At 63.3% G+C, this 24792-nt stretch carries 21 protein-coding genes and 4 tRNA genes; 14 read left to right on the top strand and 11 right to left on the bottom strand.

Annotated features, from left to right (window positions below; translation table 11 throughout):
• Window positions 1–66: 66 nt before the first annotated feature.
• Complete coding sequence (aceA, locus tag KZJ38_RS13620; RefSeq protein ID WP_219796406.1) at window positions 67–1389, top strand: isocitrate lyase; 1323 nt, start codon at window positions 67–69, stop codon at window positions 1387–1389.
• Window positions 1390–1586: 197 nt separating this feature from the next.
• Here aceA and KZJ38_RS13625 read toward each other — a convergent pair whose 3' ends face one another.
• Both KZJ38_RS13625 and KZJ38_RS13630 read right to left on the bottom strand, forming a co-directional pair.
• The gene (locus KZJ38_RS13625) at window positions 1587–2021 is read right to left on the bottom strand and encodes a universal stress protein (RefSeq protein WP_075158740.1); all 435 of its coding nucleotides are present in this window, start codon (window positions 2019–2021) and stop codon (window positions 1587–1589) included.
• A gap of 258 nt (window positions 2022–2279) precedes the next feature.
• On the bottom strand, window positions 2280–3182 hold the full coding sequence (locus KZJ38_RS13630) for a LysR family transcriptional regulator (RefSeq protein ID WP_219796407.1): 903 nt from the start codon (window positions 3180–3182) through the stop codon (window positions 2280–2282).
• Between the two features lie 190 nt (window positions 3183–3372).
• Here KZJ38_RS13630 and aceB point away from each other — a divergent pair, with 190 nt between their 5' ends.
• Complete coding sequence (gene aceB, locus KZJ38_RS13635; protein ID WP_219796408.1) at window positions 3373–4965, top strand: malate synthase A; 1593 nt, start codon at window positions 3373–3375, stop codon at window positions 4963–4965.
• Between the two features lie 208 nt (window positions 4966–5173).
• Here the strand turns inward: aceB and KZJ38_RS13640 are convergent, their stop codons facing one another.
• Window positions 5174–5578, bottom strand: a complete 405-nt coding sequence (locus tag KZJ38_RS13640; protein WP_219796410.1) for a gamma-glutamylcyclotransferase family protein — start codon at window positions 5576–5578, stop codon at window positions 5174–5176.
• Between the two features lie 586 nt (window positions 5579–6164).
• Between KZJ38_RS13640 and KZJ38_RS13645 the strand changes: the two genes are divergently transcribed.
• Complete coding sequence (locus KZJ38_RS13645; protein WP_219796411.1) at window positions 6165–7094, top strand: AraC family transcriptional regulator; 930 nt, start codon at window positions 6165–6167, stop codon at window positions 7092–7094.
• 106 nt (window positions 7095–7200) lie between these two features.
• Here the strand turns inward: KZJ38_RS13645 and KZJ38_RS13650 are convergent, their stop codons facing one another.
• The 5 genes from KZJ38_RS13650 to KZJ38_RS13670 all read right to left on the bottom strand — a co-directional run bounded on the left by KZJ38_RS13650 (window position 7201) and on the right by KZJ38_RS13670 (window position 8440).
• The gene (locus tag KZJ38_RS13650) at window positions 7201–7665 is read right to left on the bottom strand and encodes a GNAT family N-acetyltransferase (protein ID WP_075156839.1); all 465 of its coding nucleotides are present in this window, start codon (window positions 7663–7665) and stop codon (window positions 7201–7203) included.
• A gap of 195 nt (window positions 7666–7860) precedes the next feature.
• Window positions 7861–7937, bottom strand: a tRNA-Asp gene (locus KZJ38_RS13655).
• Window positions 7938–7985: 48 nt separating this feature from the next.
• Window positions 7986–8061: transfer RNA gene (locus tag KZJ38_RS13660), tRNA-Glu, on the bottom strand.
• Between the two features lie 125 nt (window positions 8062–8186).
• Window positions 8187–8263, bottom strand: a tRNA-Asp gene (locus KZJ38_RS13665).
• Between the two features lie 101 nt (window positions 8264–8364).
• Window positions 8365–8440: transfer RNA gene (locus KZJ38_RS13670), tRNA-Glu, on the bottom strand.
• A 517-nt stretch (window positions 8441–8957) separates the two neighbouring features.
• Between KZJ38_RS13670 and KZJ38_RS13675 the strand changes: the two genes are divergently transcribed.
• From KZJ38_RS13675 to KZJ38_RS13725, 11 genes are all read left to right on the top strand, one after another.
• The gene (locus KZJ38_RS13675; protein WP_219796412.1) at window positions 8958–9407 is read left to right on the top strand and encodes a hypothetical protein; all 450 of its coding nucleotides are present in this window, start codon (window positions 8958–8960) and stop codon (window positions 9405–9407) included.
• Between the two features lie 132 nt (window positions 9408–9539).
• Window positions 9540–10244, top strand: a complete 705-nt coding sequence (locus KZJ38_RS13680) for a GntR family transcriptional regulator (RefSeq protein ID WP_219796413.1) — start codon at window positions 9540–9542, stop codon at window positions 10242–10244.
• A gap of 188 nt (window positions 10245–10432) precedes the next feature.
• Window positions 10433–11251: an SDR family oxidoreductase gene (locus KZJ38_RS13685; protein WP_219796414.1), complete on the top strand. Its 819-nt coding sequence runs from the start codon at window positions 10433–10435 to the stop codon at window positions 11249–11251.
• Window positions 11252–11349: 98 nt separating this feature from the next.
• Window positions 11350–12282, top strand: a complete 933-nt coding sequence (gene kce, locus KZJ38_RS13690) for a 3,5-dioxohexanoate:acetyl-CoA acetone transferase (RefSeq protein WP_219796416.1) — start codon at window positions 11350–11352, stop codon at window positions 12280–12282.
• 44 nt (window positions 12283–12326) lie between these two features.
• Entirely contained in the window at window positions 12327–13088 is a 762-nt protein-coding gene (locus KZJ38_RS13695) for an N-acyl homoserine lactonase family protein (protein ID WP_219800324.1), read from the top strand.
• 165 nt (window positions 13089–13253) lie between these two features.
• On the top strand, window positions 13254–14405 hold the full coding sequence (locus KZJ38_RS13700; protein WP_246641468.1) for a sugar ABC transporter substrate-binding protein: 1152 nt from the start codon (window positions 13254–13256) through the stop codon (window positions 14403–14405).
• A gap of 110 nt (window positions 14406–14515) precedes the next feature.
• Window positions 14516–16045, top strand: a complete 1530-nt coding sequence (locus tag KZJ38_RS13705) for a sugar ABC transporter ATP-binding protein (protein ID WP_219796417.1) — start codon at window positions 14516–14518, stop codon at window positions 16043–16045.
• Between the two features lie 51 nt (window positions 16046–16096).
• Window positions 16097–18208, top strand: a complete 2112-nt coding sequence (locus KZJ38_RS13710) for an ABC transporter permease (RefSeq protein WP_219796418.1) — start codon at window positions 16097–16099, stop codon at window positions 18206–18208.
• A gap of 152 nt (window positions 18209–18360) precedes the next feature.
• On the top strand, window positions 18361–19356 hold the full coding sequence (locus KZJ38_RS13715) for a 3-hydroxyacyl-CoA dehydrogenase (RefSeq protein ID WP_219796419.1): 996 nt from the start codon (window positions 18361–18363) through the stop codon (window positions 19354–19356).
• Window positions 19357–19423: 67 nt separating this feature from the next.
• Window positions 19424–20326, top strand: a complete 903-nt coding sequence (locus KZJ38_RS13720; protein ID WP_219796420.1) for an SMP-30/gluconolactonase/LRE family protein — start codon at window positions 19424–19426, stop codon at window positions 20324–20326.
• A gap of 266 nt (window positions 20327–20592) precedes the next feature.
• Entirely contained in the window at window positions 20593–21375 is a 783-nt protein-coding gene (locus KZJ38_RS13725; protein ID WP_246641469.1) for a Crp/Fnr family transcriptional regulator, read from the top strand.
• A 72-nt stretch (window positions 21376–21447) separates the two neighbouring features.
• Here the strand turns inward: KZJ38_RS13725 and KZJ38_RS13730 are convergent, their stop codons facing one another.
• The 3 genes from KZJ38_RS13730 to KZJ38_RS13740 form a co-directional block, all read right to left on the bottom strand.
• Window positions 21448–22107: an aspartate/glutamate racemase family protein gene (locus KZJ38_RS13730; RefSeq protein ID WP_219796421.1), complete on the bottom strand. Its 660-nt coding sequence runs from the start codon at window positions 22105–22107 to the stop codon at window positions 21448–21450.
• A 90-nt stretch (window positions 22108–22197) separates the two neighbouring features.
• Window positions 22198–23700, bottom strand: a complete 1503-nt coding sequence (locus KZJ38_RS13735; RefSeq protein ID WP_219796422.1) for a sugar ABC transporter ATP-binding protein — start codon at window positions 23698–23700, stop codon at window positions 22198–22200.
• An 85-nt stretch (window positions 23701–23785) separates the two neighbouring features.
• Window positions 23786–24742 carry a sugar-binding protein gene (locus KZJ38_RS13740; protein WP_219796423.1) on the bottom strand — a complete coding sequence of 319 codons (957 nt, stop codon included), beginning with the start codon at window positions 24740–24742 and terminating at the stop codon, window positions 23786–23788.
• Window positions 24743–24792: the final 50 nt, after the last annotated feature.

Here is a 24792-nt window from a genome sequence, read left to right on the forward strand (position 1 = left end):
ACCCCTCCGCTCACCGAAGCCAGCGATTCCACTGTTCAAACCAGTCTTATCGAAAGGGAGCACGCCATGTCACGTGAACAACAGGTTCAACAGCTGCAGCAGCAATGGAACACCGATTCACGCTGGAAAGGCATCAAGCGCAGCTACACGGCCGAGGATGTCGTGCGGCTGCGCGGTTCGGTCGCGGTCGAGCACACGCTCGCGAAGCGCGGCGCTGAAAAACTCTGGGCGGCGATGGAATCGGAGCCGTTCGTCAACGCGCTCGGCGCACTGACCGGCAACCAGGCGATGCAGCAGGTCAAGGCCGGCCTCAAGGCGATCTACCTGTCGGGCTGGCAGGTCGCGGGCGATGCGAACGTCGCCGGCGAAATGTATCCGGACCAGTCGTTGTACCCGGCCAACTCGGTGCCGCTCGTCGTCAAGCGCATCAACAACACGCTGACGCGCGCCGATCAGATCCAGTGGTCGGAAGGCAAGAACCCCGGCGACGAAGGCTATCTCGACTACTTTGCGCCGATCGTCGCCGATGCCGAAGCGGGTTTTGGCGGCGTGCTGAACGCGTTCGAACTGATGAAGGCGATGATCGAAGCGGGCGCGGCCGGCGTGCACTTCGAAGACCAGCTCGCCTCGGTGAAGAAATGCGGCCATATGGGCGGCAAGGTGCTCGTGCCGACGCGCGAAAACGTCGCCAAGCTGACCGCCGCGCGCCTCGCGGCGGACATCTGCGGCACGCCGACCGTGCTGCTCGCGCGCACCGACGCGGAAGCCGCGGACCTGATCACCTCCGACATCGACGAAAACGACAAGCCGTTCCTGACCGGCGAGCGCACCGTCGAAGGCTTTTACCGCACCAAGCCGGGCCTCGCGCAAGCGGTGTCACGCGGCCTTGCGTATGCACCGTATGCCGATCTGATCTGGTGCGAGACCGGCAAGCCCGACCTCGAGTTCGCGAAGAAATTCGCCGAAGCAATTCACAAGCAGTTCCCGGACAAGATGCTGTCGTATAACTGTTCGCCGTCGTTCAACTGGAAGAAGAACCTCGACGACGCGACGATCGCGAAGTTCCAGAAGGAACTCGGCGCAATGGGCTACAAGTTCCAGTTCATCACGCTGGCGGGCTTCCATGCGCTCAACTACTCGATGTTCCATCTCGCGCACGGTTATGCGCGCACGCAGATGAGCGCGTTCGTCGAAATGCAGCAGGCTGAATTTGCGGCCGCGGAACAGGGCTTTACCGCCGTCAAGCATCAGCGCGAAGTCGGCACCGGCTACTTCGACGCGGTCACGCAAACGGTCGAGCGCGAAGCATCGACGACCGCACTGCACGGATCGACAGAAGACGAGCAGTTCTTCGAGAAGCCGGTCACGCTCGACAAGAAGGTCGCTTAACGAGGCAAAAGGAAGCTAACGGGGGTGCGCGGCGACTACCGCCGTCGCGCGTGCGGGCTGGGCAGCGGCAGTTCACGCCGCCCAGCCCGCCCACGTAGCCCGTGTACCTGTCGACCTGCCCTACGTCATGCGCGGTGAGCCATGAGCGCCCACACGAACACCTGCACCTTCACACGCAGGCCCGCATCGACGCGCATTCACCGATAAACGATCACCGGAATCTTCGTATGCGTGAGCACGCGTTGCGTCTCGCTGCCGATCAGCAAACTTCCGAGGCCGCGCCGCCCATGCGACGCCATGAAGATCACATCGCAGCCGCCCTGCTCAGCCGCTTCGATAATGCCGAGGTACGGCGACGGATGCACGCTGGTGTGGCTCGTGCACGCGACGCCCGCCCCGCGCGCCGCCTCTTCGACTTCGCGCAGATGATCGCGCGCCTCGCGCTCGCTGCGGTCCTGGAACTCGACCGGCGGCTCGACCACCACTTCGGAAAACGGCGAGTACGGATATTGCGGCAGACACGCATACGCCGTGACGCGCGCGCCAACCGCTTGCGCAAGATCGATCGCACCGTCGATCGCTTTCTTCGACAGCTCCGAGCCATCGGTCGGTACGAGGATATGTTTGAACATGGTGCTCTCCGTCGTCGACTGCGGGTGCACGATTGCGGTGGTGACGATCGACCTCGCGCGACACCACACCGGCGGCGCACGTACTGGCGCGGCCGCGGGAGGCCTGCTGAGACGATTGTAGTGCGCCGGAATCGTCCGCACGCGGCGTTTGAGGGTCAGTCCGAATATCGGAAACCCGCGCGGCAAGCACTTCGATGCATGACGCACGGCAGGACACAAAATCGGGCAGGACGGCGAACCTCGTCGCTCGCCTTCGCGTCATTGCCAGTAGTCGGGCTCGGCGTAGGTCTCCTTAAGAAAGTCGAGAAAGAGCCGCACGCGCAGCGGCAGATGGCGGCGCTGCGCGAACATCGCGTGGATGCCGATCGGCGGCGCGGCGAATGCATCGAGCACGGTGACGAGACGCCCCGCCGCGAGATCGGCGCCGACTTCCCACCACGAACGCCACGCGAGCCCATAGCCGGCGAGACACCACTCGTGCAGCACAGCGCCGTCCGAACACTCCATCGTGCCCGATACCTTGATCGTGGCGATCTCGCCGTCGTGCTCGAACATCCAGCCGCGCTGCTGATTCGCGCTCGCCGCGAGCGCGAGACAGTTGTGCTGCGCGAGATCGGCAAGCGTCTGCGGCGTGCCGCGCTTCGCCAGATACAACGGCGCCGCGACGCACACGCGCCGGTTCTCGCCAAGGCGCAGCGAGACCAACGACGAATCGGGCAACTCGCCGAGACGCACCGCGCAGTCGAACCCTTCGTTGACGAGGTCGACAAGCCGGTCGGACAGATCGAGCGTGACGGTGACATCGGGATGCGCGGCCGTGAAGGCGGCGACGAGCGGCGCGACGTGCCGCCGTCCGAAGCCCGCCGGCGCCGAGACGCGCAGATGGCCGCTCGCTTTGATGCCGCCCGCCGACACGCTCGCTTCCGCGTTGTTCATGTCATTGAGGATGCGTTGACAGTCTTCGAGAAACGCCGAGCCTTCGAAGGTCAGCGTGATGCGGCGCGTCGTGCGCACGAAGAGCTTGACGCCGAGTCGCTCCTCGAGCGCGTCAATGCGGCGGCCGATGATCGCGGGCGCCACGCCTTCGGCCTGCGCGGCCGCCGACAGACTGCCGCGCGCGGCGACGGTGGCGAAGGTTTCGATCTGCTTGAAACGGTCCATGGCGTGGGAAGCGCGGAGAACCGCGGCGCGATGCGTGCCGGATAGCCCCCGCGCCCTAAAGCGGTGAATCGTCACAGATTAGGTGGATGAAAGTAAAAGATCAAGTGACGTTTGCCTTCTTTTCAATCACCTACAGTCATTAATAAAATTATTTTCTGAATCTGAGACCTGACCGACCAAGGAGAAAACCATGGCGAACCCGCTGCCGCTCCCGCAGGGGATGACTATCACCGGTGAAATCAAGCCGGGTTTCGAAACGATTCTGACGCGCGAGGCGCTCGATCTCGTTGCGCAGTTGCATCGTGCGTTCGAGCCGCGCCGCCGCGAACTGCTGAAGGTGCGTGCCGAACGCGTCAAACGGCTCGACGCCGGCGAACGGCCCGACTTCCTTGCGCAAACGAAGTCGATTCGCGACGCGGACTGGACGATCGCGCCGCTGCCGAAAGATCTCGAATGCCGGCGCGTCGAGATCACGGGGCCCGTCGAACGCAAGATGGTCATCAACGCGCTGAATTCCGGCGCGGACTCGTACATGACCGACTTCGAAGATTCGAACGCGCCGAGCTGGGACAACCAGATCACCGGACACATCAATCTGAAGGACGCGGTGCGCCGCACGATTTCGCTCGAGCAGAACGGCAAGACGTATCGGCTCAACGACAAGATCGCGACTTTGATCGTGCGTCCGCGCGGCTGGCATCTGGAAGAGAAGCACGTGACGGTCGACGGCGAGCGCGTGTCGGGCGGCATCTTCGACTTCGCGCTGTTCCTGTTTCATAACGCGAAGGAATTGCTCGCGCGCGGCAGCGGCCCGTATTTCTATCTGCCGAAGCTCGAAAGCCATCTCGAGGCGCGGCTCTGGAACGATATCTTTATCGCCGCGCAGGAAGCGGTCGGCGTGCCGCGCGGCTCGATTCGCGCGACCGTGCTCGTCGAAACGATTCTTGCCGCGTTCGAAATGGACGAAATCCTGTATGAGCTACGCGAGCACAGCTCGGGCCTCAACGCGGGCCGCTGGGACTACATTTTTTCGGCGATCAAGAAGTTTAAAAACGATCAGGACTTCTGCCTTGCCGACCGCGCGCAGATCACGATGAACGTGCCGTTTATGCGCGCCTATGCGCTCGAACTGCTGAAGACGTGTCACCGTCGCAATGCGCCGGCGATCGGCGGCATGAGCGCGCTGATTCCGATCAAAAGCGACGTGGCCGCCAACGAAAAAGCGATGGCCGGTGTGCGCGCGGACAAGGCGCGCGACGCCACCGACGGCTACGACGGCGGCTGGGTCGCGCATCCGGGGCTCGTGCCGATCGCGATGGAAGAGTTCGTCAAGGTGCTCGGCGACCGGCCGAACCAGATCGGCAAACAGCGCCCGGACGTCAACGTGACGGCAACCGACCTGCTCGACTTCCGCCCCGAAGCGCCGATTACCGAAGCAGGCTTGCGCAACAACATCAATGTCGGCATTCACTACCTCGGCTCGTGGCTCGGGGGAAATGGCTGCGTGCCGATTCACAATCTGATGGAAGACGCGGCCACTGCCGAGATCTCGCGCTCGCAGGTGTGGCAGTGGATCCGCTCGTCGAAGGGCACGCTCGACGACGGACGCAAGGTGACCGCGGAACTCGTGCGGGAGTTGACGACGCAGGAACTGGAGAAGGTCAGGCAGACGGTCGGCGGCGACACGAAGACGTACGATCGCGCGGCGCAGATTTTTGGCGAGATGTCGACGTCGGCGAATTTCACCGAGTTTCTGACGTTGCCGCTGTATGAGGAGATTTGAGGCGCCGGTGGCCTCGGGTGCCTCGGGTGGCTCGCGCGGGTGACTCGTGCGGCTGACTCGCTTGCGACACGCGTGTCACCGTTGACGAACGCCGCACTGAGCGGCGATCGCGTTAACGCTCAGTGCTGATCGAACGGTGTCGCGGACGCTCGCTGTCCGCGACACCGTTTGTGTTTGTGCTGGTCCGCGGTATTCGCGCGACTCATCGTCATCGACGCGTGCGCCGGTACGCGACCCAATCGCCCGAACCGATTTCCGGCAGCCCTTCCACGGCGTGCCGTTGCACCGGATAGTAGAGGCAAGGCAGCGCGGCGCCGTTGACGTCGATCGTGACCTCGTGGGCCATGAAGAGGCCCGTCTCGCCCGGATAGACCTGCTCGATTTCGTCGAGCACGGAAACAAGACGATCGTCGATCTGATAGACGTCGCCCTTCACGTGAACGCCGTCGTCGTCGGGCACGAGGCCCGGATAATTGCCGAAGTCGAACAGCCGGCCGCGCACCGATGCCTCGCCGACCAGAATCGGCATCGCCAGCGCGCTGCTCGCAGCAGCCTTGCCGATATCGTTCACTTCACCGGCGCGCAAAGTGCCGTACACGAACACGTATCGCATAGACCAGAATCCTCCGTCGTCAGATGAAGACCGCAATGAATGACGCGCACTGCAGCGCCTCGCTTGGCAGCTGAGTTGGCAACTGAGTTGCCAACGCGCTAGCAATGCATTGCCAAGGGTGCTGGCAATTTGGCGGTCAACAAGCCGGCAGCCATTATGCTCCGCGGCGTGCACAGGCATCGGCGACGCGGGCATTGCCTTTGTATCGATGTTCTGTCTTCGCCATTCCGACATTTCAGGCTCGCCATCTTGCCCACGGAGCCCACGGCATCGGCGACGCGGACATTGGCTTTGTATCGATGTTCTGTCTTCGCCATCTCGACATTCAGGCTCGCCATCTTGCCCCACGGAGCCCACGGCATCGGCGACGCGGGCATCGCCTTTGTATCGATGTTCCGTCTTCGCCATCTCGACATTTCGGGCTCGCCATCTTGCCCACGGAGCCCACCACTATCGGCGACGCGGGCGTTCCCCGATGCGTTATCTCAGTCGTCTCGCCAATTTGCGGGCTTGCCATCTCGACCCTCTACAATGTGCACTACAACTGCGCGGCCTACACCACCCGCTCGCGCCCATTGCGTTCACCATGATCGAACCCACTAAACCTCCTCTGTCGGATCGCGTCGACTTCGCCGATATCCCGCCCGAATTCGCGCCGACGCCGCAGCATCCGATCCGTGTGCGATCGCGGCCGATGCCGGCCGGCGTACGCGTCGCACGGCATACGCACGCGTGGGCGCAAGTCGCCTACGCATCGCGCGGCGTGCTGCGGATGACGACCGTCGGCACGACATGGATGGTGCCGCCGTCGCGCGCGATCTGGGTGCCGCCGCATGTGCTGCACGAAGTGACGATTGTCGAAGAAGCATTCTTGCGCACGCTCTATGTGTACGAAGACGCGGTGCCGCCGGCGCTCGATGCGTGCCGTGTGGTCGAGGTGTCGGGGCTGCTGCGTGAAGTGATCGCGGCGCTCGATACGCCGGAGCTCACGCCCGCGCGCGAACGGCTGCTCGGCTCACTCGCGCTAGACGAAATCATCCGGTCGGAGCCGTTGCCGCTCGCCGTGCCGATGCCCACCGAAAAGCGTCTGCGCGCGCTCTGCGAAGCGGTGCTCGCCGACCCGGCCGCCACCGATTCGCTCGAACGTTCGGCCTCGGCCGTCGGTGCGAGCACGCGCACGATCGCACGGCTCTTCCGCCAGGAACTCGGCGTGAGCTTCTCGCAATGGCGCCAGCAAGCCGTGCTAGCGCGCGCGATTCCGCTATTGAGTCAGGGGCGGCCGCTGGCGCAGGTCGCGCAGACGCTCGGCTACCAAAGCCAGAGCGCGTTTTCTGCGATGTTCCGGCGGCAATTCGGCGAAAGTCCGCGCGCGTTTATCGTGCGCGGCGCCGAGCATCGCGAGTGGAACGGAAACGATATGCCGGACGAAGAGCAGATGCTTGCGGATGAAGATCACGATGAAGCCGCACTACAGGATCATGCGCGGGATCATGCGCGGGATCGCGCGGAAAACTGACTCATCGCCCATCGAGATTTCCCGAACGAGGTGCCGCGAACGACATTCCGCGCGGATTCGCGAGCCGCTTCTCACGCCCGTGCGCGAAGCGCGCAGCCTCGTTTGACTAGACCCGCCGCGCCATATGGCGGATCGACCCGAGCTGCGCCAGGCGCGGCCCGGCGAGCCGATAGCCCATCCGCTGATACAGCCGCGCGGCCGGATTATCGACGAACACGCGCAACTGCAATTCGCGCAATCCGCGCGCACGCGCCCAGCGGTGCGACACGTTCAGCAGATACGTGCCCGCGCCGCGTCGACGATGCCCTTCCGCGATCTGCACGTCGCGAATATGCAGCGAGTCGCCCTCTTCGGTAATACGCAGGACGCCGATGCGTTCGCCGTCGGCTTCGAGAATGAAGTTTTCCGATTCGCGCCAGCTTGCGAGGAACAGATCGCCGCGCCAAACCAGATGGTGACGACGGTAGTAGCCGCCCATGTTATTGCGCGTGAGCGCCTCCGCGAACGGAAAGTCGTCCATGCTGGCCTCGCGCAACTGGAACGGGCACGGTTCTTCGGTGGGGTCGAGCATGCTTGCGGCGATCGGGTGGATTCGGCAGGGTGCGATCACGTTAAGATACGCCGGACCGGCTGACAATGGCTGATTGCCCGACGAATGCCCACGTGATCGGGCTCGACAACCGGGTTGGACGACACATGAAGCCGGAAAACAAACGAAGCCACAAAGCAAAAAGCCCGCTGACGGATCAGCGGGCTTTCACTTGTCTGGCGGAGCGGACGGGACTCGAACCCGCGACCCCCGGCGTGACAGGCCGGTATTCTAACCAACTGAACTACCGCTCCAGTACTGCTCTTTGCGCCGCGGAAGTCGGTCTCTCCGCGGTTGATGTCTGGCGTCCCCTAGGGGATTCGAACCCCTGTACTCACCGTGAAAGGGTGATGTCCTAGGCCTCTAGACGAAGGGGACATGCTCTACTGCTACTACGCTTACACCTTTAATGAAAAAGCCCGCTGAGGCGCTCCTTCGACGCGCACCCTAACGGGCTTTTACCTTTGGCTTAACCTCAAGGGATTAAACCCAAGGGTTGAAGCTGGCGGAGTGGACGGGACTCGAACCCGCGACCCCCGGCGTGACAGGCCGGTATTCTAACCGACTGAACTACCACTCCAGTCTTTCTATCCTGCTTGCGAGCGTCGGTTAATTCCCGCAAGTTGCGCTGCCTGCAATATAGGCGTTACCCCACCCTTACCGCAAACCACGCCGATATTCTGGCGTCCCCTAGGGGATTCGAACCCCTGTACTCACCGTGAAAGGGTGATGTCCTAGGCCTCTAGACGAAGGGGACATAATCTTTGCAGATATGTCGCACACCATCTGCTGCAAACTGCGGTGGCTTGACTGCTACCACCTGCTTTCCTCGCTTATTTGCTGCTAACTTCTCGGATAACTTCCGATTGCAAATCAACGAAGAACGCTATTCTAACTGGCTCGCTGTGCTTTGTGAAGCGCTTTTTGCTACAAGTTCCCAGTATTCAAGCGACTTTTACCGGGACTTGTCCCACTGAGCGAACTTTACTTCACAAAGTTCTGCTGCAGCAGCGAAGCCTGCGATTATACGCAGCAGTCTCGCCGCCAGGCAAGCAATTTTGCCGGCGCTCTGAACATTCCACGCCGACCCGCACGATCGTCATCCTAAGCGCAGTTCCGATCGTGATGCCACTGCCAGTCAATTAACCTGACCATGGAAGAACACTGCCTGCTGCTACGCATTGCTAGGCTTCAATGAGATCAGCATGGGAGCCGGCACCACGCGCGGCCGGCTGCGACTTAGTGGGACAGGAATGGCAAACCGACCGACGGAATTGGCCCAACCGAACCAATCGAACTCATCGACCAAGGCAACGACGTCGACTGAAACAACGGCCGCGAGCCGCATCGACGCCAGTCATCTCAGCGGCCTCGAGCTTGCAAAAGACGGCGCGTGCTTCACGCTGCAAGGCGTCGACCGCAACGGCGGCGACTGGTCGCTGAATCTGCCAAGCGACTGCCTTCAGCAATTGATCCTCACGCTGCCGAACCTCGCGTTGAAGGCGCTGCACGCACAGCACAACGACGACACCCTGCGTATCGTCTACCCCGCGCACACGTGCACGGTCGAACTCGCGAGCGACCAGCGGACCTTCATCCTGACGCTGTGTACCGAAGACGGGTTTCACGTGTCCTTCGGCCTCTCCGGCGAGCAATGCGAAACGATCGGCGACAGTCCGCGCCGCGCAAAGCTGATGTCGAATCAGCTGAGTCCGCCGTCCTGACACACCGCGCAATGCGCTCCGCGTTTTCCCTCAGTTGACGCACCTGATCGAGCCGCGCAGACTGCATCTCAACAAGTGTGATCACAGGTCACACATCGCAACTGATCTGCATAGGACGCGTCGGAGGAAGCCATGACAACCCGCGTAGCGACAAAAGAATTGCCGCCGCTCGAGCTCGTGGCAAGAGACACGATGGCCGGCCGCGTCTACGCGCAATTGCGCGAAGCGATCATGACCGGCCGCTTCGCGCCGGGCCAGTTGCTGAGCCTGCGCGGCGTCGCCGATGCGGTCGGTTCGTCGACGATGCCGGTGCGCGCCGCGCTCACGCGTCTGCAAGCCGAAGGCGCACTGATCGACGGCCCCGGCCGCGCGCTGATGGTGCCGCCGATGACGCTCGAGCTGCTCGAAGAACTGCGCGACGTGCGCATCGCGCTCGAAGGCTGCGTCGCCGCACGCGCTGCGACGCGCATGTCGAAGGCGCATCTCGCGGCGCTGCAGGACGTATTCGACACGATGGACGCGCATGTCGAAGCCGGCGAGGTCGCCGCCTACCTCGGCAGCAATTTCGAATTCCACGTGGCGATCTACACGCATGGCGCGAGCGAGGTGACGCTCGCGACAATCCAGAACCTGTGGATGCGCATCGGCCCGTTCCTCAATCTCGTCGCGCCCGATATTCCGCATATGCGGCGCTCGATGGACGCGCACCGCAAGATCGTCGAAGCGCTGTGGCGCGGCGACGGCGAAGGCGCGCGCGCGGGCATCGCGCAGGACATCGGCGAAGCGGCCGACGACTTGCGCGAACGGCTGGTCGAACAGCAGGAGGCAAGCGCCTGACGCAATACGCGCGCGCCGGCGTGGGTTAAACGCCGAACGCGCGGCCGTATCGGTTCGCAGCACGTTCGTACCGAAGTCGAAGTATCGCGTAGTAGCCCGAAGCGTTGTAAGGAATCGTTGAACAACCTTGTTGCACAACGAGCGCACGCCGGGTCATCACTCATACGAATAACGACGGAGACGACAGCATGACCGTTCTATCAATGTTGACGCCGCGCGCGGGCCTGCGCGTGCTGGTGACCGGAGGCGCATCCGGCATCGGCCTCGCGATCGCGCAGGCGTTCGTCGAAACCGGCGCACGCGTGCATGTGTGCGATGCAAGCGAGCAGACGATCGACGCGCTGCAACGCTCGCAGGAGCAGGCGTCCGGCAACGGCAAAAGCGCACCCATCACCGCCACGCTCGCGGACGTTGCGGATCGCAACGCCGTCGAACGCGTCTTCGACGACGTCACCAAACAGCTCGGCGGCCTCGACGTACTCGTCAATAACGCCGGCATTGCCGGCCCGACCGGCGGCGTCGACGAAATCGACGTCGGCGAATGGGAACAGACCATCGATATCAACCTGAACGCGCAGTTCTATTTCGCGCGCCGCGCGGTGCCGCTCTTGCGCGATGCGCGCGACGGCGGCTCGATCGTCGCGTTGTCGTCGGTGGCGGGACGGCTGGGGTACGCGTATCGCACGCCCTACTCCGCGACCAAATGGGCGATCGTCGGCCTGACGAAAAGCCTCGCCATCGAACTCGGCCCGTCCGGCATTCGCGTCAATACGATCCAGCCCGGCATTGTCAAAGGGCCGCGCATCGAGCGCGTAATCGCGGCGCGCGCGCAGCAGCTCAATCTGTCGTACCAAGACATGGAGCGGCGTTACCTCGACAAGATCTCGCTGCGCCGCATGACGACACCCGAGGAAGTCGCCGCCACCGCGCTCTTTCTATGCTCGCCCGCCGGCATGGGTATTTCCGGTCAGGCGATCTCGGTGTGCGGCAACGTCGAAGTGCTGTAGCGCCCGCTTTTCTTTCGCATACCGAACCGGCTGTGCAACAGAACCACGAAGCACAGCAAAAAGCGCAGCAATGAAGCCCGACGAAATACGAGGACAACATGGCATCCAAGCGTAAAGTCATCATCACCTGTGCGCCGACCGGCGCGATCCACACACCGTCGATGTCGCCGTATCTGCCGGTCACGCCAAAGGAAATCGCCAATGCGGCGCTCGCCGCGGCCAAGGAAGGCGCGGCAATCCTGCATCTGCACGCGCGCGACCCGAACGACGGCCACCCGACGCAGGACCCGACCGTCTTCCAGGAATTCCTGCCGCGCATCAAGGCCGAAGCCGACGCCGTGATCAACCTGACGACAGGCGGCAGCCCGCATATGACGGTTGCCGAACGGCTGCGCCCCGCGCACCACTTCAAGCCCGAAGTCGCATCGCTGAATATGGGCTCGATGAATTTCGGCCTGTATCCGATGCTCGCCCGCTACAAGGATCTGAAGCACGACTGGGAACGCCAGCACCTCGAGAAAAGCCGCGACCTCGTGTTCAAGAACACCTTCGCCGATATCGAATACATCCTGACTTCATGCAGCGATAACGGCACGCGCTTCGAACACGAGTGCTACGACATTTCGCACCTGTACAACCTCGCGCATTTCGTCGACCGCGGGCTCGTCAAGCCGCCGTTCTTCGTGCAAAGCGTATTCGGCCTGCTGGGCGGCATCGGCGCGCATCCGGAAGACCTCGCGCATATGCGCCGCACCGCCGATCGCCTGTTCGGCAACGACTATGTGTGGTCGATTCTCGGCGCGGGCCGCAATCAGATTCCGCTCGCGTCGATGGGCGTCGCGCAGGGCTCGCACGCACGCGTCGGTCTGGAAGACTCGTTGTGGATCGAGCCCGGCAAGCTCGCCGAATCGAGCGCCGCGCAGGTGCTGAAGATCCGTCAGGTCATCGAAGGTTTGTCGCTCGAAGTTGCGACACCGGCCGAGGCGCGTGCGATGCTGAAGCTCAAGGGCGCGAACGAAGTCAACTTCTGATGGCGGAGACGAGCGTGGCTACTCCCGAACTCAAGGTCGTCGCGATGCCGACCGGCTGGCTCACCGTCGACCACTCGTCGTTGGTCTATGCGCGCCACTATGGCCAGCAGATTCGCATTCCCGTGTGGTCGACCGCGATCGTCGGCGCGGAGAAAAAGATCGTCGTCGATACCGGCATTCACGATCCGGCGTGGGTCAGCAGCTTCATTTGCCCGTGCGAGCAGGCGCCTGAAGAGCGCCTCGAGCGTGCTTTGAAGGAATACGTCGGCTGGCGCGCCGACGACGTCGATATCGTGATCAACACGCACCTGCACTACGACCACTCGGGCGGCAACACGCTGTTTCGCAACGCGCGCTTTATCGTGCAGCAGCTCGAATGGGAATACGCGGGACGGCCGCTGCCGACACAAGCGTCGTTCTACCAGGAATTCCTGATCGGCCGCGAGCCGCTCGCGTGGTTCCGCTGGCAGTTCGTCAACGGCATCGCCGATATCGTGCCCGGCGTGCGCGTGATTCCAACGCCCGGCCATACGCCTGGGCACCAGTCGATTGCGGTGAATACGGCGGAAGGCATCGTCGTGATTACCGGCGATTGCGCGAACTGCATGGAAAACATCGTCGATGGCGTGCCGGTCGGCATCGTGCACGAGACCGCGGCCGAGCTCGCGTCGCTCAAGCGCATCCGGCAGATCGCCGACATCGTGATTCCCGGCCATGACCCCGACGTCGCGCCCGGTTCGGCGGGCTTGCGCTTGCCGCCTTCTGCGCGCGTGCCGCATGTCGAAAACACGGCGATCCAGCCGTAAAACACCTTAAACCTCGCAGCAGCAAACCGCAGCAGCTACAGCAGTCCCGGCAGTAAAAAGGCGGCAAAAAAGCAGTATCTACAGCAACCACAGCCACAACAACAACCAAAACCGAACGAAAACACGACGTAAGAACCATAACCTTTGCAGGATCTGGAGGCAGACATGAACGTTTTGACGCACATCCTTGGTCGTGCGGGGCGGCTGCTACGCGGCGCCGCGCTAGGTGCGACACTCACCGCCGCGTGCCTCGGCGGGCTCACGCTGTCGCAGAGCGCCGCGGCCGCCGGCAAGTACAAGATCTTCCTGTCGATGAGCTACGTCGGCAACGATTGGCAGACCGAAGCGGCGAATATGATCAAGGCGATGGCCGCCACGCCCGCGTTGAAGGACAAGGTCGACCTCGAAGTGCAGGTCGCCGGTACCGACGCGCAAAAGCAGATCCAGCAGATCAATTCGATGGTGCAGGCCGGCGCGAAGGCGATCGTCATCTATCCGATCTCTCCCACTGCCCTTAATCGCGCGATCAAGAACGCCTGCTCGAAGGGCGTGGTCGTGGTCGCGTACGACGGCGAAGTGACCGAGCCGTGCGCGCACAACGTCGCGATCGACCAGCATCAGGCCGGCCGCGTCACGGCGGAGTGGCTCGCGAAGACGCTGAACGGCAAGGGCAACATCGTGATGATCACGGGCGTGCCGGGAACGTCGGTCGATCGCGAGCGCACCGAGGCCGCGAAGGAAGTCTTCGCCAAGTATCCGGGCATCAAGATCGTCGCGGAAGGCACGGGCATGTGGAGCCAGGCGACCGCGAAAACCGAGCTGTCGAAGATTCTCGCGACCAACAGCTGGGACAAGATCGACGGCCTGTGGATGCAGGTTGGCTGCTTCACAGCCGCGTCGATGCAACTCGACGCGGGCGTCGCCGACGACAAGATCAAGCCGTGCGCGGGCGAATCGTCGAACGGTCACCGCGTGCAGATGCTGCCGCCGGGCAGTGTGAAGGGCGAAGGCGCGTATCGCGCGATCGGCTACCGGTCGATCTCGTACGGCGCGCCGCCCTACTCCGGCGCGATGGCGCTCAAGCTCGCCGTACAGAAGCTCGACGGCAAGGACTTCCCCGCCCGCACGACACTGAAGCTGCCGCTCGTCGAAACTGCGCAATCGAAGCTGTGCAAGAACGGCACGATCGACGAATTGCGCGCGGGCTGCACGGCGTTCCCGCCGGACAAGGTGCCGCCGGGCTGGTTCGCGGACATCTATTCGGAAGAAACGCGCGAAGTCGGCTTCAACGCGGCGTTACACGGCACGCCTGACTGAGCCCCGCATCTGCGTGCCCGCGCAAGCTGGCACCAAGATGCAAGACCCACGCAAAACCCGCACACGCACCGCGCGCCACCAGCAGTCACGGAGTCCAAACGATGACGGTCATGACCGAATCTCGCGAAGCCCAAGCGGATCACTGGGCGATCGACGTCGCGAACGTCACGAAACGCTTCGGCGCGACGGTCGCGCTGAACAACGCATCGTTTCGCGTGCGGCGCGGCGCCGTGCATGCGCTGCTCGGCGAGAACGGCGCCGGCAAGTCGACCACGGTCAAGCTGCTGTCGGGCCTGATCCGGCCCGACGAAGGCCGCATCGCGATTCTCGGCCGCGACGTGCAGATGCGCGAACCGAAGGACGCGCATCGCGCCGGCGTGCAGACCGCGTTTCAGGAAATGACGCTGGTGCGCGATCTGACGGTCGCGCAGAACCTGATGCTCGGCAACGAGCCATCCGGGCTGCTCGGCCGCATCAAGCGCGCGGAAGCGCAGCGGCGCGTCACGCAATGGCTCGAAAAGCTCGAACTGACCGACGTGCGCCCAGGCGCGTATGTACGCGATCTCTCGCTGCCGGTCCGGCAGAAAATCGAAATCGCGAAGGCAATGGTGCGCGCCCCGCAGGTGCTGCTGCTCGACGAGCCGACTTCCGCGCTGTCGGGCCGCGACGTCGCGTGGCTCGCGCGCCGTATCGACGAAATGAAGGCGCGCGGCGTCACCTTCGTGTTTATCTCGCACCGCATGCAGGAAGTGCGCGAGTTCTGCGACAGCCTGACGATCTATCGCAACGGCCGCGACGTCGGCGCGTTCGACACCAAAGACATTTCAGACGACGAAGTGATTCGCCTCGTAATCGGCCGCTCGATGGAAGCGAAGTATCCGCCGAAAACGCCGCCCGTCTTCTCGGCGCCGTCGCCCGCGCTCGAGTTGCGCAACGTGCGCGTCGACGGCGTCGTCGAAGATTTCAATCTGACGCTGAAAGCCGGCGAAGTGCATGGCATCGCGGCGCTGCAAGGCATGGGACAGCGCGAGTTGTTCGAGGCCCTGTTTGGCGCCGAATACATCGATCAAGGGCAAATGCTGGTCGATGGCAAGCCGGTTACGTTGACCTCCACCGCCGACTCGCTGAAAGCCGGCGTCGCAACGAGCCTGTTGCCCGAAGACCGCAAGACCGAAGGCCTGTTCCTGCGCCTGCCCGGCGGCGAAAACATTTCGCTACCGGTCATCAAGCGCTATACGCGCTTCGGCCTGATCGACCGCAAGCGCGAGCGCGCGGCGATCGAACGCGTGCTTGCGCAGATGGAAGTGAACCCGCGCGCGGTCTACAAGCCGTGCCTGTCGTTTTCCGGCGGCAACCAGCAGAAGATCGCGATGGCCAAATGGCTGCTGACGCAAAGCCGCGTATGGCTGATGTTCGACCCGACGCGCGGCATCGACGTCGGCACCAAGCATCAGATCTTCGTGCTGATGCGCGCGTTTGCGGCGGCCGGCGGCGCGGTGCTGTTCTATTCGACCGACGTGCCCGAGCTCGTCAACGTCTGCGACCGCGTCTCGGTGATGTACCGCGGACGCAACGTCGCCGAGCTCGATGGCGATCGGCTGACTGAAGAAAACGTGATGCGCAGGATGCTGGCGAGTTGAGCTGCGAGTCATACGCTCCGCAGCCCGCCCTTCAGGTAACAAGGAAACATCATGAGCAACGCAATCGCCTCTCCCGATAGCGAAGTCGTGCGGCCCGGCGCGCGCATCGGTATCGGCGCCCGCATCGATCATTACCGAGGCCTGATCATCGCGATCGGCGCGCTCATCGCGATGCTGATCGCGTGGATCGCGCTGTCCGCGACACCGGTCGGCCTCTACGATATCGGCTCGCTTATTTCCAGCGCGGCCACGCTCGCGCTCGTCGCCGTCGGGCAGACGATCGTCGTATTGAGCGGCGGCTTCGATCTGTCCGCATCGGCTGTGCTGTCGCTCGCGAACGTGCTAGCGGTGCGTTTCGTGCACGGCACGCCCGTCGAGCAATGGGCAGGCGCTGCGCTGATCGTCGCGATCGGCGGCGGCGTCGGTTTTATCAACGGCGCGTTGATCGCATGGTTCCGGCTGCAGTCGATCGTCGTCACGCTCGCCACGATGTTCATGGTGCAGGGCCTGACGCTGCTGATTCAAAACAAGCCGGGCGGCAGCGTCGGCGACCAGTTCGCGGGCTTTGTCACGTCCGATCTGATTCCGGACAAGCTGCCGATGTCGGCAGGCATCCTGATCGTCGCGCTGCTGGTGTGGGGGTTTATCCGCCGCACGCGTTTTGGCGTCGGCCTCTATGCGATCGGCAGCGAGCCCGATAGTGCGTACGCAAACGGCGCACCGGTCACGCGCTATCGCATCACGACCTATGTGATCGCCGGCATGTTCTACGCGCTCGCGGGTCTGTACGTGTCCGCGCAAACGGGCTCGGCCGATCCGCTCGTCGGGCGCCCGCTGCTGCTGTCGATGTTCACCGCGGTCGTGCTCGGCGGCACATGGCTCGGCGGCGGACGCGGCGGCTGCGTCGGCACCGTGTTCGCGGCGATGACGCTGATGGTGACCGTCAATATCCTGCTCGTGCTCAATGTATCCGCCTTCTTCACGACGATCGCCGAAGCGCTGATCCTGATTCTCGCGGTGCTCGGCTCATCGATCGGCAAGCAGTCGGCCGCGCATGAAAGCGCGCGCCACGCGCTGCAGTGGTTCAAGGCGTGGCGCACCGGCACACGCGCGCAAAACGGACACAAAGGACACGGCAGCGCGCGCCGCGTCGCGTTCGAAGTGGAGGATTTCAAGCCGGTCGCGAACACCGAGCTTTCGGGTCGCTGGCTCACCGACTGGATCGAGCGCAACCGCGAATGGGCCAAGTACATCGTCCCCGCGTATCTGCTGTTTTTCGGCGTCGTGGTGGTGACCGGTTTCGTGTACGGGCCCGGCGTGCTCGTCAGTTCGAACTTCTACAGCAGCCTGCTCACGCTCACGTTATTCCTTGCGATTCTCGGCTTGGGCCAGGGCGCGGTGATTCTGACGGGCGGTCTGGATCTGTCGGTGCCCTGGCTGATCACGATGTCGGGTGTGCTGCTCACGGGCTTGACGCATGGCGTCAACGAAGCCGCTTTGTGGGCGGTACCGGCCGTGCTTGTCGCGGGACTCGTGGTGGGTCTTTTCAACGGCATCGGCGTCGTCGTGCTCGGCTTGCCGCCGATTGTCGTCACGCTCGCGGCAAACGGGTTGCTGCAAGGCATCACACTGATTTACTGCAACGGCTCGCCGCAAGGCTGGGCGCCGTCGGCAATCAGCAGCTTTACGAACGATCGCGCCGGGCCGCTGTCGCTGGCTGCATGGAGCGTGCCGCTCGTGCTCGCCGTCGCGCTGCTGCTGTTGCATCGCACGGCCTTCGGCCGGCGCGTCTACGCGGTCGGCAACTCGCCGGTCGCGGCGAAGCTGTCGGGCGTACGCGTTGGGGCGACACTGGTGGCGGTCTACTGTTTGTCGGCGTTGTGCTCGGCGATCGTCGGCGTGCTGCTCGCGGGCTTCAGCAGCCAGGCGTTCCTCGGCATGGGCGATCCATATCTGCTGCCGTCGATCGCGGTGGTGGTGGTCGGCGGCGCGCTGATTACCGGTGGCCGCGGTCACTATCTCGGCGTGTTCGGTGGCGCGCTGCTGCTCACGGCGCTCGGCACGCTGCTCGCGGGCACGACCGTGCCGCCCGCGGTGCGCGACATTATCAACGGGCTGGTCGTGCTCGCTGCGGTCATCACGTTGCGCGATCGCAAGGGGTAGGACAGGAATCCAGGTTCTAACCGAAGCAGGCCGTTGCGCGCTTGTGCTGGCGCGCATTCGCGACGCGCTAGCGAACGCAAACCGCAACCGCGACGACTGCATCGACGGCGATACCCAAGCGGCGCACGCCGCCCAAGACGACGAGGTAATCGATGGCGAATCCGAAGCAATCCAATGAAACCAGCGGACAACGCAGCGGCAGCCCCGCTGGCCCCATCGCAATCATCGGCACGGGCCGCATCGGCCGCGCATGGGCCATCGTTTTCGCGCGCGCGGGCTTGAACGTCAAGCTGCACGACGCGGACCGCACGATGCTCGATAACGCGGTGCCCGCGATTCGCGACAGCCTCGCCGATCTCGCGCGCTTCGACCTGATCGACGAAACGGCCGACGTGGTCGCCGCACGCATCACGCCCTGCGCAACGCTAGCCGATGCCGTGCGCGACGCCGAACTCGTGCAGGAAAACATTCCCGAACTGCTCGACGTCAAGCGCGCGATGTTCGCCGAACTCGACCGTCTGACGCGCCCCGACGCATTGCTCGCCAGTTCGACCTCCGCCCTGCCCACCTCGACATTCACCGAATCGCTCGCCGGCCGCGCGCGCTGTTTCGTCGCGCATCCGGTCAATCCGCCTTCGCTGGTGCCGCTCGTCGAGCTGTGCGGCGCGCCGTGGACATCGGCCGACACGCTGAGGCGCGCCCGCGCGCTCTACGAAGCGGTCGGGCAGAAGCCCGTGTTCGTCGAAGGCGAAATCGCCGGCTTTCTGCTGAACCGACTGCAAGGCGCCTTGCTCGACGAAGCGTTGAGTCTCTACGAACAGGGCTACGCGAACGCGGCCGATCTCGATACCGTGATGCGCGACGGCCTCGGCCTGCGCTGGTCGTTTATGGGGCCGTTCGAAACGATCGACCTGAACGCGCCCGGCGGCGTGACCGATTACGCGCAACGCTACGGTGGCCTCTACAAAGGGCTCGCGAGCGAACGGATGCCGTTCGACTGGTCGCCCGAAACGATCGCGAAACTCGAAGCCGAGCGTGAAGCGCTGTTGCCGCGTTCGGATATCGAAGCGCGCAGCCGCTGGCGCGACCGGCGCCTGATGGCGCTGCTCGCGCACCGGCGCAAGGACGACAAAGACGAAGGTCGATAACCGTAGCGCCAGGAACAACGCAGCAACGACTACCCAAACTTACCAACACCGTACGATGGAGCCACTCATGATCGAAACCCGCCTGCTGGTCGACGCGAACAACCATCTGGGAGAAGGTCCGCTGTGGGACGTCAAGGAGCAGCGTCTGTACTGGATCGACAGCACCGCCGCGGAAATCTACCGCTGCCGCGCGGACGGCAGTCACGTCGAGCGCTTTTTCGTGCCGACGCATATTGGTTCGATGGCGCTGTGCGAACACGGCGGCGCGGTCGTCGCGCTCGCGAACGGTCTGCACTTCTACGATTTCGATGCACAAACCGTGCGGCTGATCGCCGACCCTGAAAGCGACGATCCGGAAACGCGCTTCAACGACGGCAAGGTCGACCGGCGCGGCCGCTTCGTCGCGGGCACGATGGCCTATGACTTCGACCGCTACGACGCCGATCGCGGCCAGCGCCCGACACGCAGCGGCGGCCTCTATCAGCTCGGCACGAACGGCAAGCTCACGTGCCTCGATCGCGGCATCAGCTGCTCGAACGGTCCATGCTGGAGCCCCGATAACCGCACGCTGTACTTCACCGACACCTACGACCGGCTCATGTACGCCTATGACTACGATATCGAAACCGGCGCGGCGACGAACCGCCGCGTGTTTGCGTCGGCGCGCAATATGGCGGGCACGTTCGACGGCGCGACCGTCGATGCGGAAGGCTATGTCTGGAGCGCGCTCGTGTTTGGCGGGCGGATTCTGCGCTTTGCGCCGGACGGCAGCATCGACCGCATCGTGCCGGTTCCGGTACGCAATCTGACGAGCGTCATGTTCGGCGGGCCGAATCTCGACGTGCTCTACGTGACGTCGATGGGCCGCCCGATGTGGGGCATTCCGCAAAAGGAGCGCGAACGCGGTGGGCTGTTCGCGGTAACGGGGCTCGGCGTGAAAGGCTTGCCGGAGCCGCGATACGCGGGTTGAGCCTCGCTTCGCCTACATTACGCTTACATCGATCGAACCGAACCGCTTCACGTCCCGTAAGCGCTTTCCCGGCACGCTGGTTAGAATATCCGGCAACCGGGCGGCCAGCCCGAACGCCGCAGCAGGTCGCCTTCGAAAAGGTCACCTGCCGCGCACACGGACGCTGACACAACGCCAGTTCGGCGCAAAAGCGCCACTTTGGCGTTGTGCAGCATGGGACCGGAGTGAGCGCTGAAGCGCTAGCTCTGGTCGACAGGAGACAAGCGATGTGGTTCGTCGGAAAAAGCGAGCTTCTCTCGCTGATCGAACGCAATTGCCTCGAAGAGGTAATGCCGGCCTTCAGCGATCACCGCAGCCTGCGCAAGAACGCGCTGATCTATCGACCCGAGGACCGCAGCGAATGCGTGTACCTGCTGAAGGTCGGTCATGTGCGGCTGTATCGTCTGACCGAAGAGGGCCAGGAAATTACGCTGTCCTTCATCAAGGCCGGCATGATCTTCGGCGACGGCGACGTGCTCAACGAAGCCAACTACTCGCACTACGCGCAGACGCTCGCTGAAAGCCGCATCTGCTATATCCGCAAGGCCGACTTCAAGGACCTGCTCACGCGCTACGACGCGATCAACCAGTTCGTGCTGCGCAGCCACCATCAGCGCTGGCAGGAAGCGCAAAAACTGATCGAGAACCTTTCGCTGCACGACGTACGCAAGCGTCTCGTCAATATTCTTTCGATGTTCGCCACACAGATCGGCACGCCATTCCTGCACGGCGAACGCGCGGGCGCGGTGCTGATCGATCTTTCGATCGCGCAGGACAAGCTCGCCGAATTTATCGGCACGTCGCGCGAATCGGTGAACCGGCATTTCAGCGACCTCAAGGCGGAAGGCCTCGTCGATACGCATGAACGCAAGATCGTGCTGACACCGGCCTTCGTCGCGCAGTTCCTGCCGGGGTTTGCGATGCCGGCTGCCGTTTTAACCGCGGCGGCCGCCACGCCCACACCGGCGAATCAGGACCACACCTACAAGGTGCCGTTAGTGCGTGCCTGACGGCGGGGCTCGCTCGATTCGCCTGATTCGCCTCGACTGCCTCGTTCGGTCTCGCTCGCGCGGTAGGGGGTGTTACTTCGCGTGCCGCAACGCGTTGATCAGCATCTTCACGCCGCTTTGCGGGCTCGACAGCACCGGCACGCGCGTCGCGCCGAGCGAAGGCACAAGGCGCGCCATCGACACTTGCGCGAGCACCACCACATCGACTTCATCGGCCAGCCCGACGATGGTCTGCTTGAGAATCTCGTCGTGCCGCTCGTTGTTGCCCGCGAGCAGCGCCTCGAACGCTTCTTCGGCGACGCGCTCGACCACCGTCACTTCGCGCTTCTGCTCAGCGGCTTTCTTGCGGATCAGCCGCACGGTCGGCTCGAGCGTCGTCTTCACGGTTGCCACGACACCGATGCGCGTGCCGATGCGACTCGCCTCGAGCGCCATGGCTTCGTCGACCTTGACGATCGGCGTGCGGATCATGCCGCGCAGCACATCGACCGCCTCGCCAACCGACGAGCACGCGTTCAGGATGTAATCGGCGTCCATCGCCTGCGCGTTCGACATGTACGAGTACATGCGTTGCGTGACTTCGGGCGTCAGATGGCCGGCTGCCCGCACGTCGTTGAGCAGGCTGTCGTCGACGATATTGATCACGCGCGCGTCGGGCAGCTGATCCTTGAATTGGTCCTTGAGCGGCTGCACCGTCACCGGGCCCGTATGCACTACGACAATCGTGGTCATCTCTGTTCCGTCTCCGTTTGAAAATCCATTGCGTGATGTTGAAAATCCGTTGCGTGATGCGCGGCCGGTGCCACGCCGTGCGATCGCGCGTTAAGCCGTCGCTGCCGCCATCACGCGTTCCTGCGTCGCCTCGGCGCGCTCGAACACGCCGTTCAGGCGCCCTTCGCGCACGACCAGAATCCGGTCGCTGATCGCGAGCACTTCCTGCAGATCCGACGAGATCGCAATAATCGCGATTCCTTGCGCGGCCAGCCGCCCAAGCAGCGCATGCACTTCCGCCTTCGCGCCGATATCGATACCGCGTGTCGGCTCGTCGACGATCAGCACCCGCGGTTCGCGCGCGACCCACTTCGCGAGCACGACCTTCTGCTGGTTGCCGCCGCTCAGATTGATCACCTTCTGCTCGATCGACGGCGTCTTCACGCCGAGCGTGCGGACGAACTGGCGGCAGCGCTCGTCTTCAGCCGCGCGCCGCACGAATTCGAACGGCGCATACGCTTCGAGATGCGTGAGGCTGAAATTCTCACGAATGCTCATACCGGCCACGAGCCCCTGCCCTTTGCGGTCTTCCGTCACAAAGCCGATGCCGTGCGTGATCGCATCGTGCGGCCGCGCGATCGACACTTTCCTGCCTTCGATCCACACTTCGCCCGTGCATGGCCGCATGCCGAAGATCATCTCCATGATCTCGGTGCGCCCCGAGCCGACCAGACCCGCGATGCCGAGAATTTCACCGCGATGCACGTTAAAGCTGATATCGCGAATCTTCGCCGGCGCGTGATCGCGCGTGCGCAGCGACAGATTGCGCACTTCGAGCACGACCTCGCGCGTCGCATGCGATTCCGATACCGCGTACAGGTCGCTCAACTCGCGATCGACCATCTTGCGCACGAGCCACTCGCGCGTAACCTCCGCCATCGGCGCGCTGCCGACCGTCGAGCCGTCGCGCAGAACGGTCACGCGATCGGCCAGTTCGAACAGTTCATCGAGCCGATGCGAAATATAGACGATACCGATGTTCTGCGTGCGCAGCCGCTTGATCAGATCGAGCAGAATGCGTGTTTCGTGATGGCTCAGCGACGCGGTCGGTTCATCCATGATGATGATCTTCGAATCGCAGGAAATTGCCTTCGCGATCTCGACCATCTGCTTCTGCCCAACGCTCAGCTCGCTAACCGGCGTGCGCGGATCGAGCGCCATGCCGATCGTATCGAGCAGCGCGCGCGCCGCATCGTTCATCTTCGCGCGGTCGATCAGGCCGAAGCGGTTGCGCGGTTCGCGCGCAAGAAAGATGTTCTCCGCAATATTCAGATTGTCGACGACCGACAGTTCCTGATAGATGATGCCGATCCCCAGCCCGCGCGCGTGATTGCCGTCGCGCAGCGTAACCGGCTCACCCTCGATGCGTACTTCGCCACCCGCATCGTGCGTGAGCACGCCGGTGAGGATTTTCATCAGCGTGCTCTTGCCCGCGCCGTTCTCCCCGGCAAGCGCGAGCACTTCGCCGCGCGCCACTTGCAGCGTGACGCGGTCGAGCGCGCGCACGCCGGGGAATGTCTTCGAGATATCGCGAACTTCAAGAAACGGCGTCATCGGGTGGTCTCGCACATACTTTGCGCAATCGGCTCGCGCAGAATCATCTTGCGCGCGGTTACTTTTGCGCAGTTACGTTGCGCAGTTATTTCGTGTAACTGCCGAGATTGTCCTTCGTCACGACCGTCACGCCGGTGTCGATATCCTTCGCCTGCGTTTCGGTGCCCTGAATCTGCGCGACGAGATGCTCGACCGCGAGCTTGCCCATCGTTACCGGCCGCTGCACCATGATGCCCTGAATGGTGCCGTCGCGAACGCCCTTCACGGTATCGGGCAGATCGTCGAACGCGAGCACTTCGAGCTTGCCCTTCATCGCACCGAACTCACGCGTATTGAGCACCTTCGCGACCGCCGGCCCGCCGACCTGGCTCACGCCGAAAATGCCCTTCAGTTGCGGATGCGCGCGCAGCGTCGTTTCGACGACCGAGACGCCTTTCGCGAGATCGTCGTCGGTGCCTTGCGTTTCGACGATCTTGATGCCCGGGTATTTCGCGAGCCCCTGCTTGATGCCCGCAATCCGCTCGTTGAGGTTCACCGCGCCGAGTTGCCCCGTGATGATAGCGACATCGCCGTTGCCATTGAGCGCCTTCGCCATCGTCTCAGCCATCGACTCGCCGGCCGCGACGTTACTCGTGCCGATGTACATCGAGCGGCCGCTCTTCGGCGAATCCGAATCGTAGGTCAGCACCTTGATGCCGCTTTTCTCGGCGCGTTTCATCACGCTTTCGACCGACTTCGGTTCATTGACCGAAATCGCAATGCCGTCTACATGCTTCGAAATCAGATCCTCGATGATCTGCACCTGCGTCGAGCCCTGCGTGTTCTGCGGCACGACCCATTGGTACTTGACGTCGAGCTTCGTCGCTTCCGCTTGCGCGCCGTTATTGCAGTCGTCGAAGAACGGCACGGCGACTTTCGGGATCACCGCGATCGAAATATCTTTCGCGTCTTTCGCATGAGCCGCGCTCGCGGAGAGCGCGAAAATGGCGAGCAGGCTCTGTGCGAGCGCCGTCCGCAGCAGGGTCGGCAGGGTTGGTTGCATGATGTCGTCTCCATGTTTTGTCGGTCGTTAATCAGTCATTCATTGCAGTC

The organism is Paraburkholderia edwinii (assembly GCF_019428685.1).
In the GTDB taxonomy this organism is placed as follows: domain Bacteria; phylum Pseudomonadota; class Gammaproteobacteria; order Burkholderiales; family Burkholderiaceae; genus Paraburkholderia; species Paraburkholderia edwinii.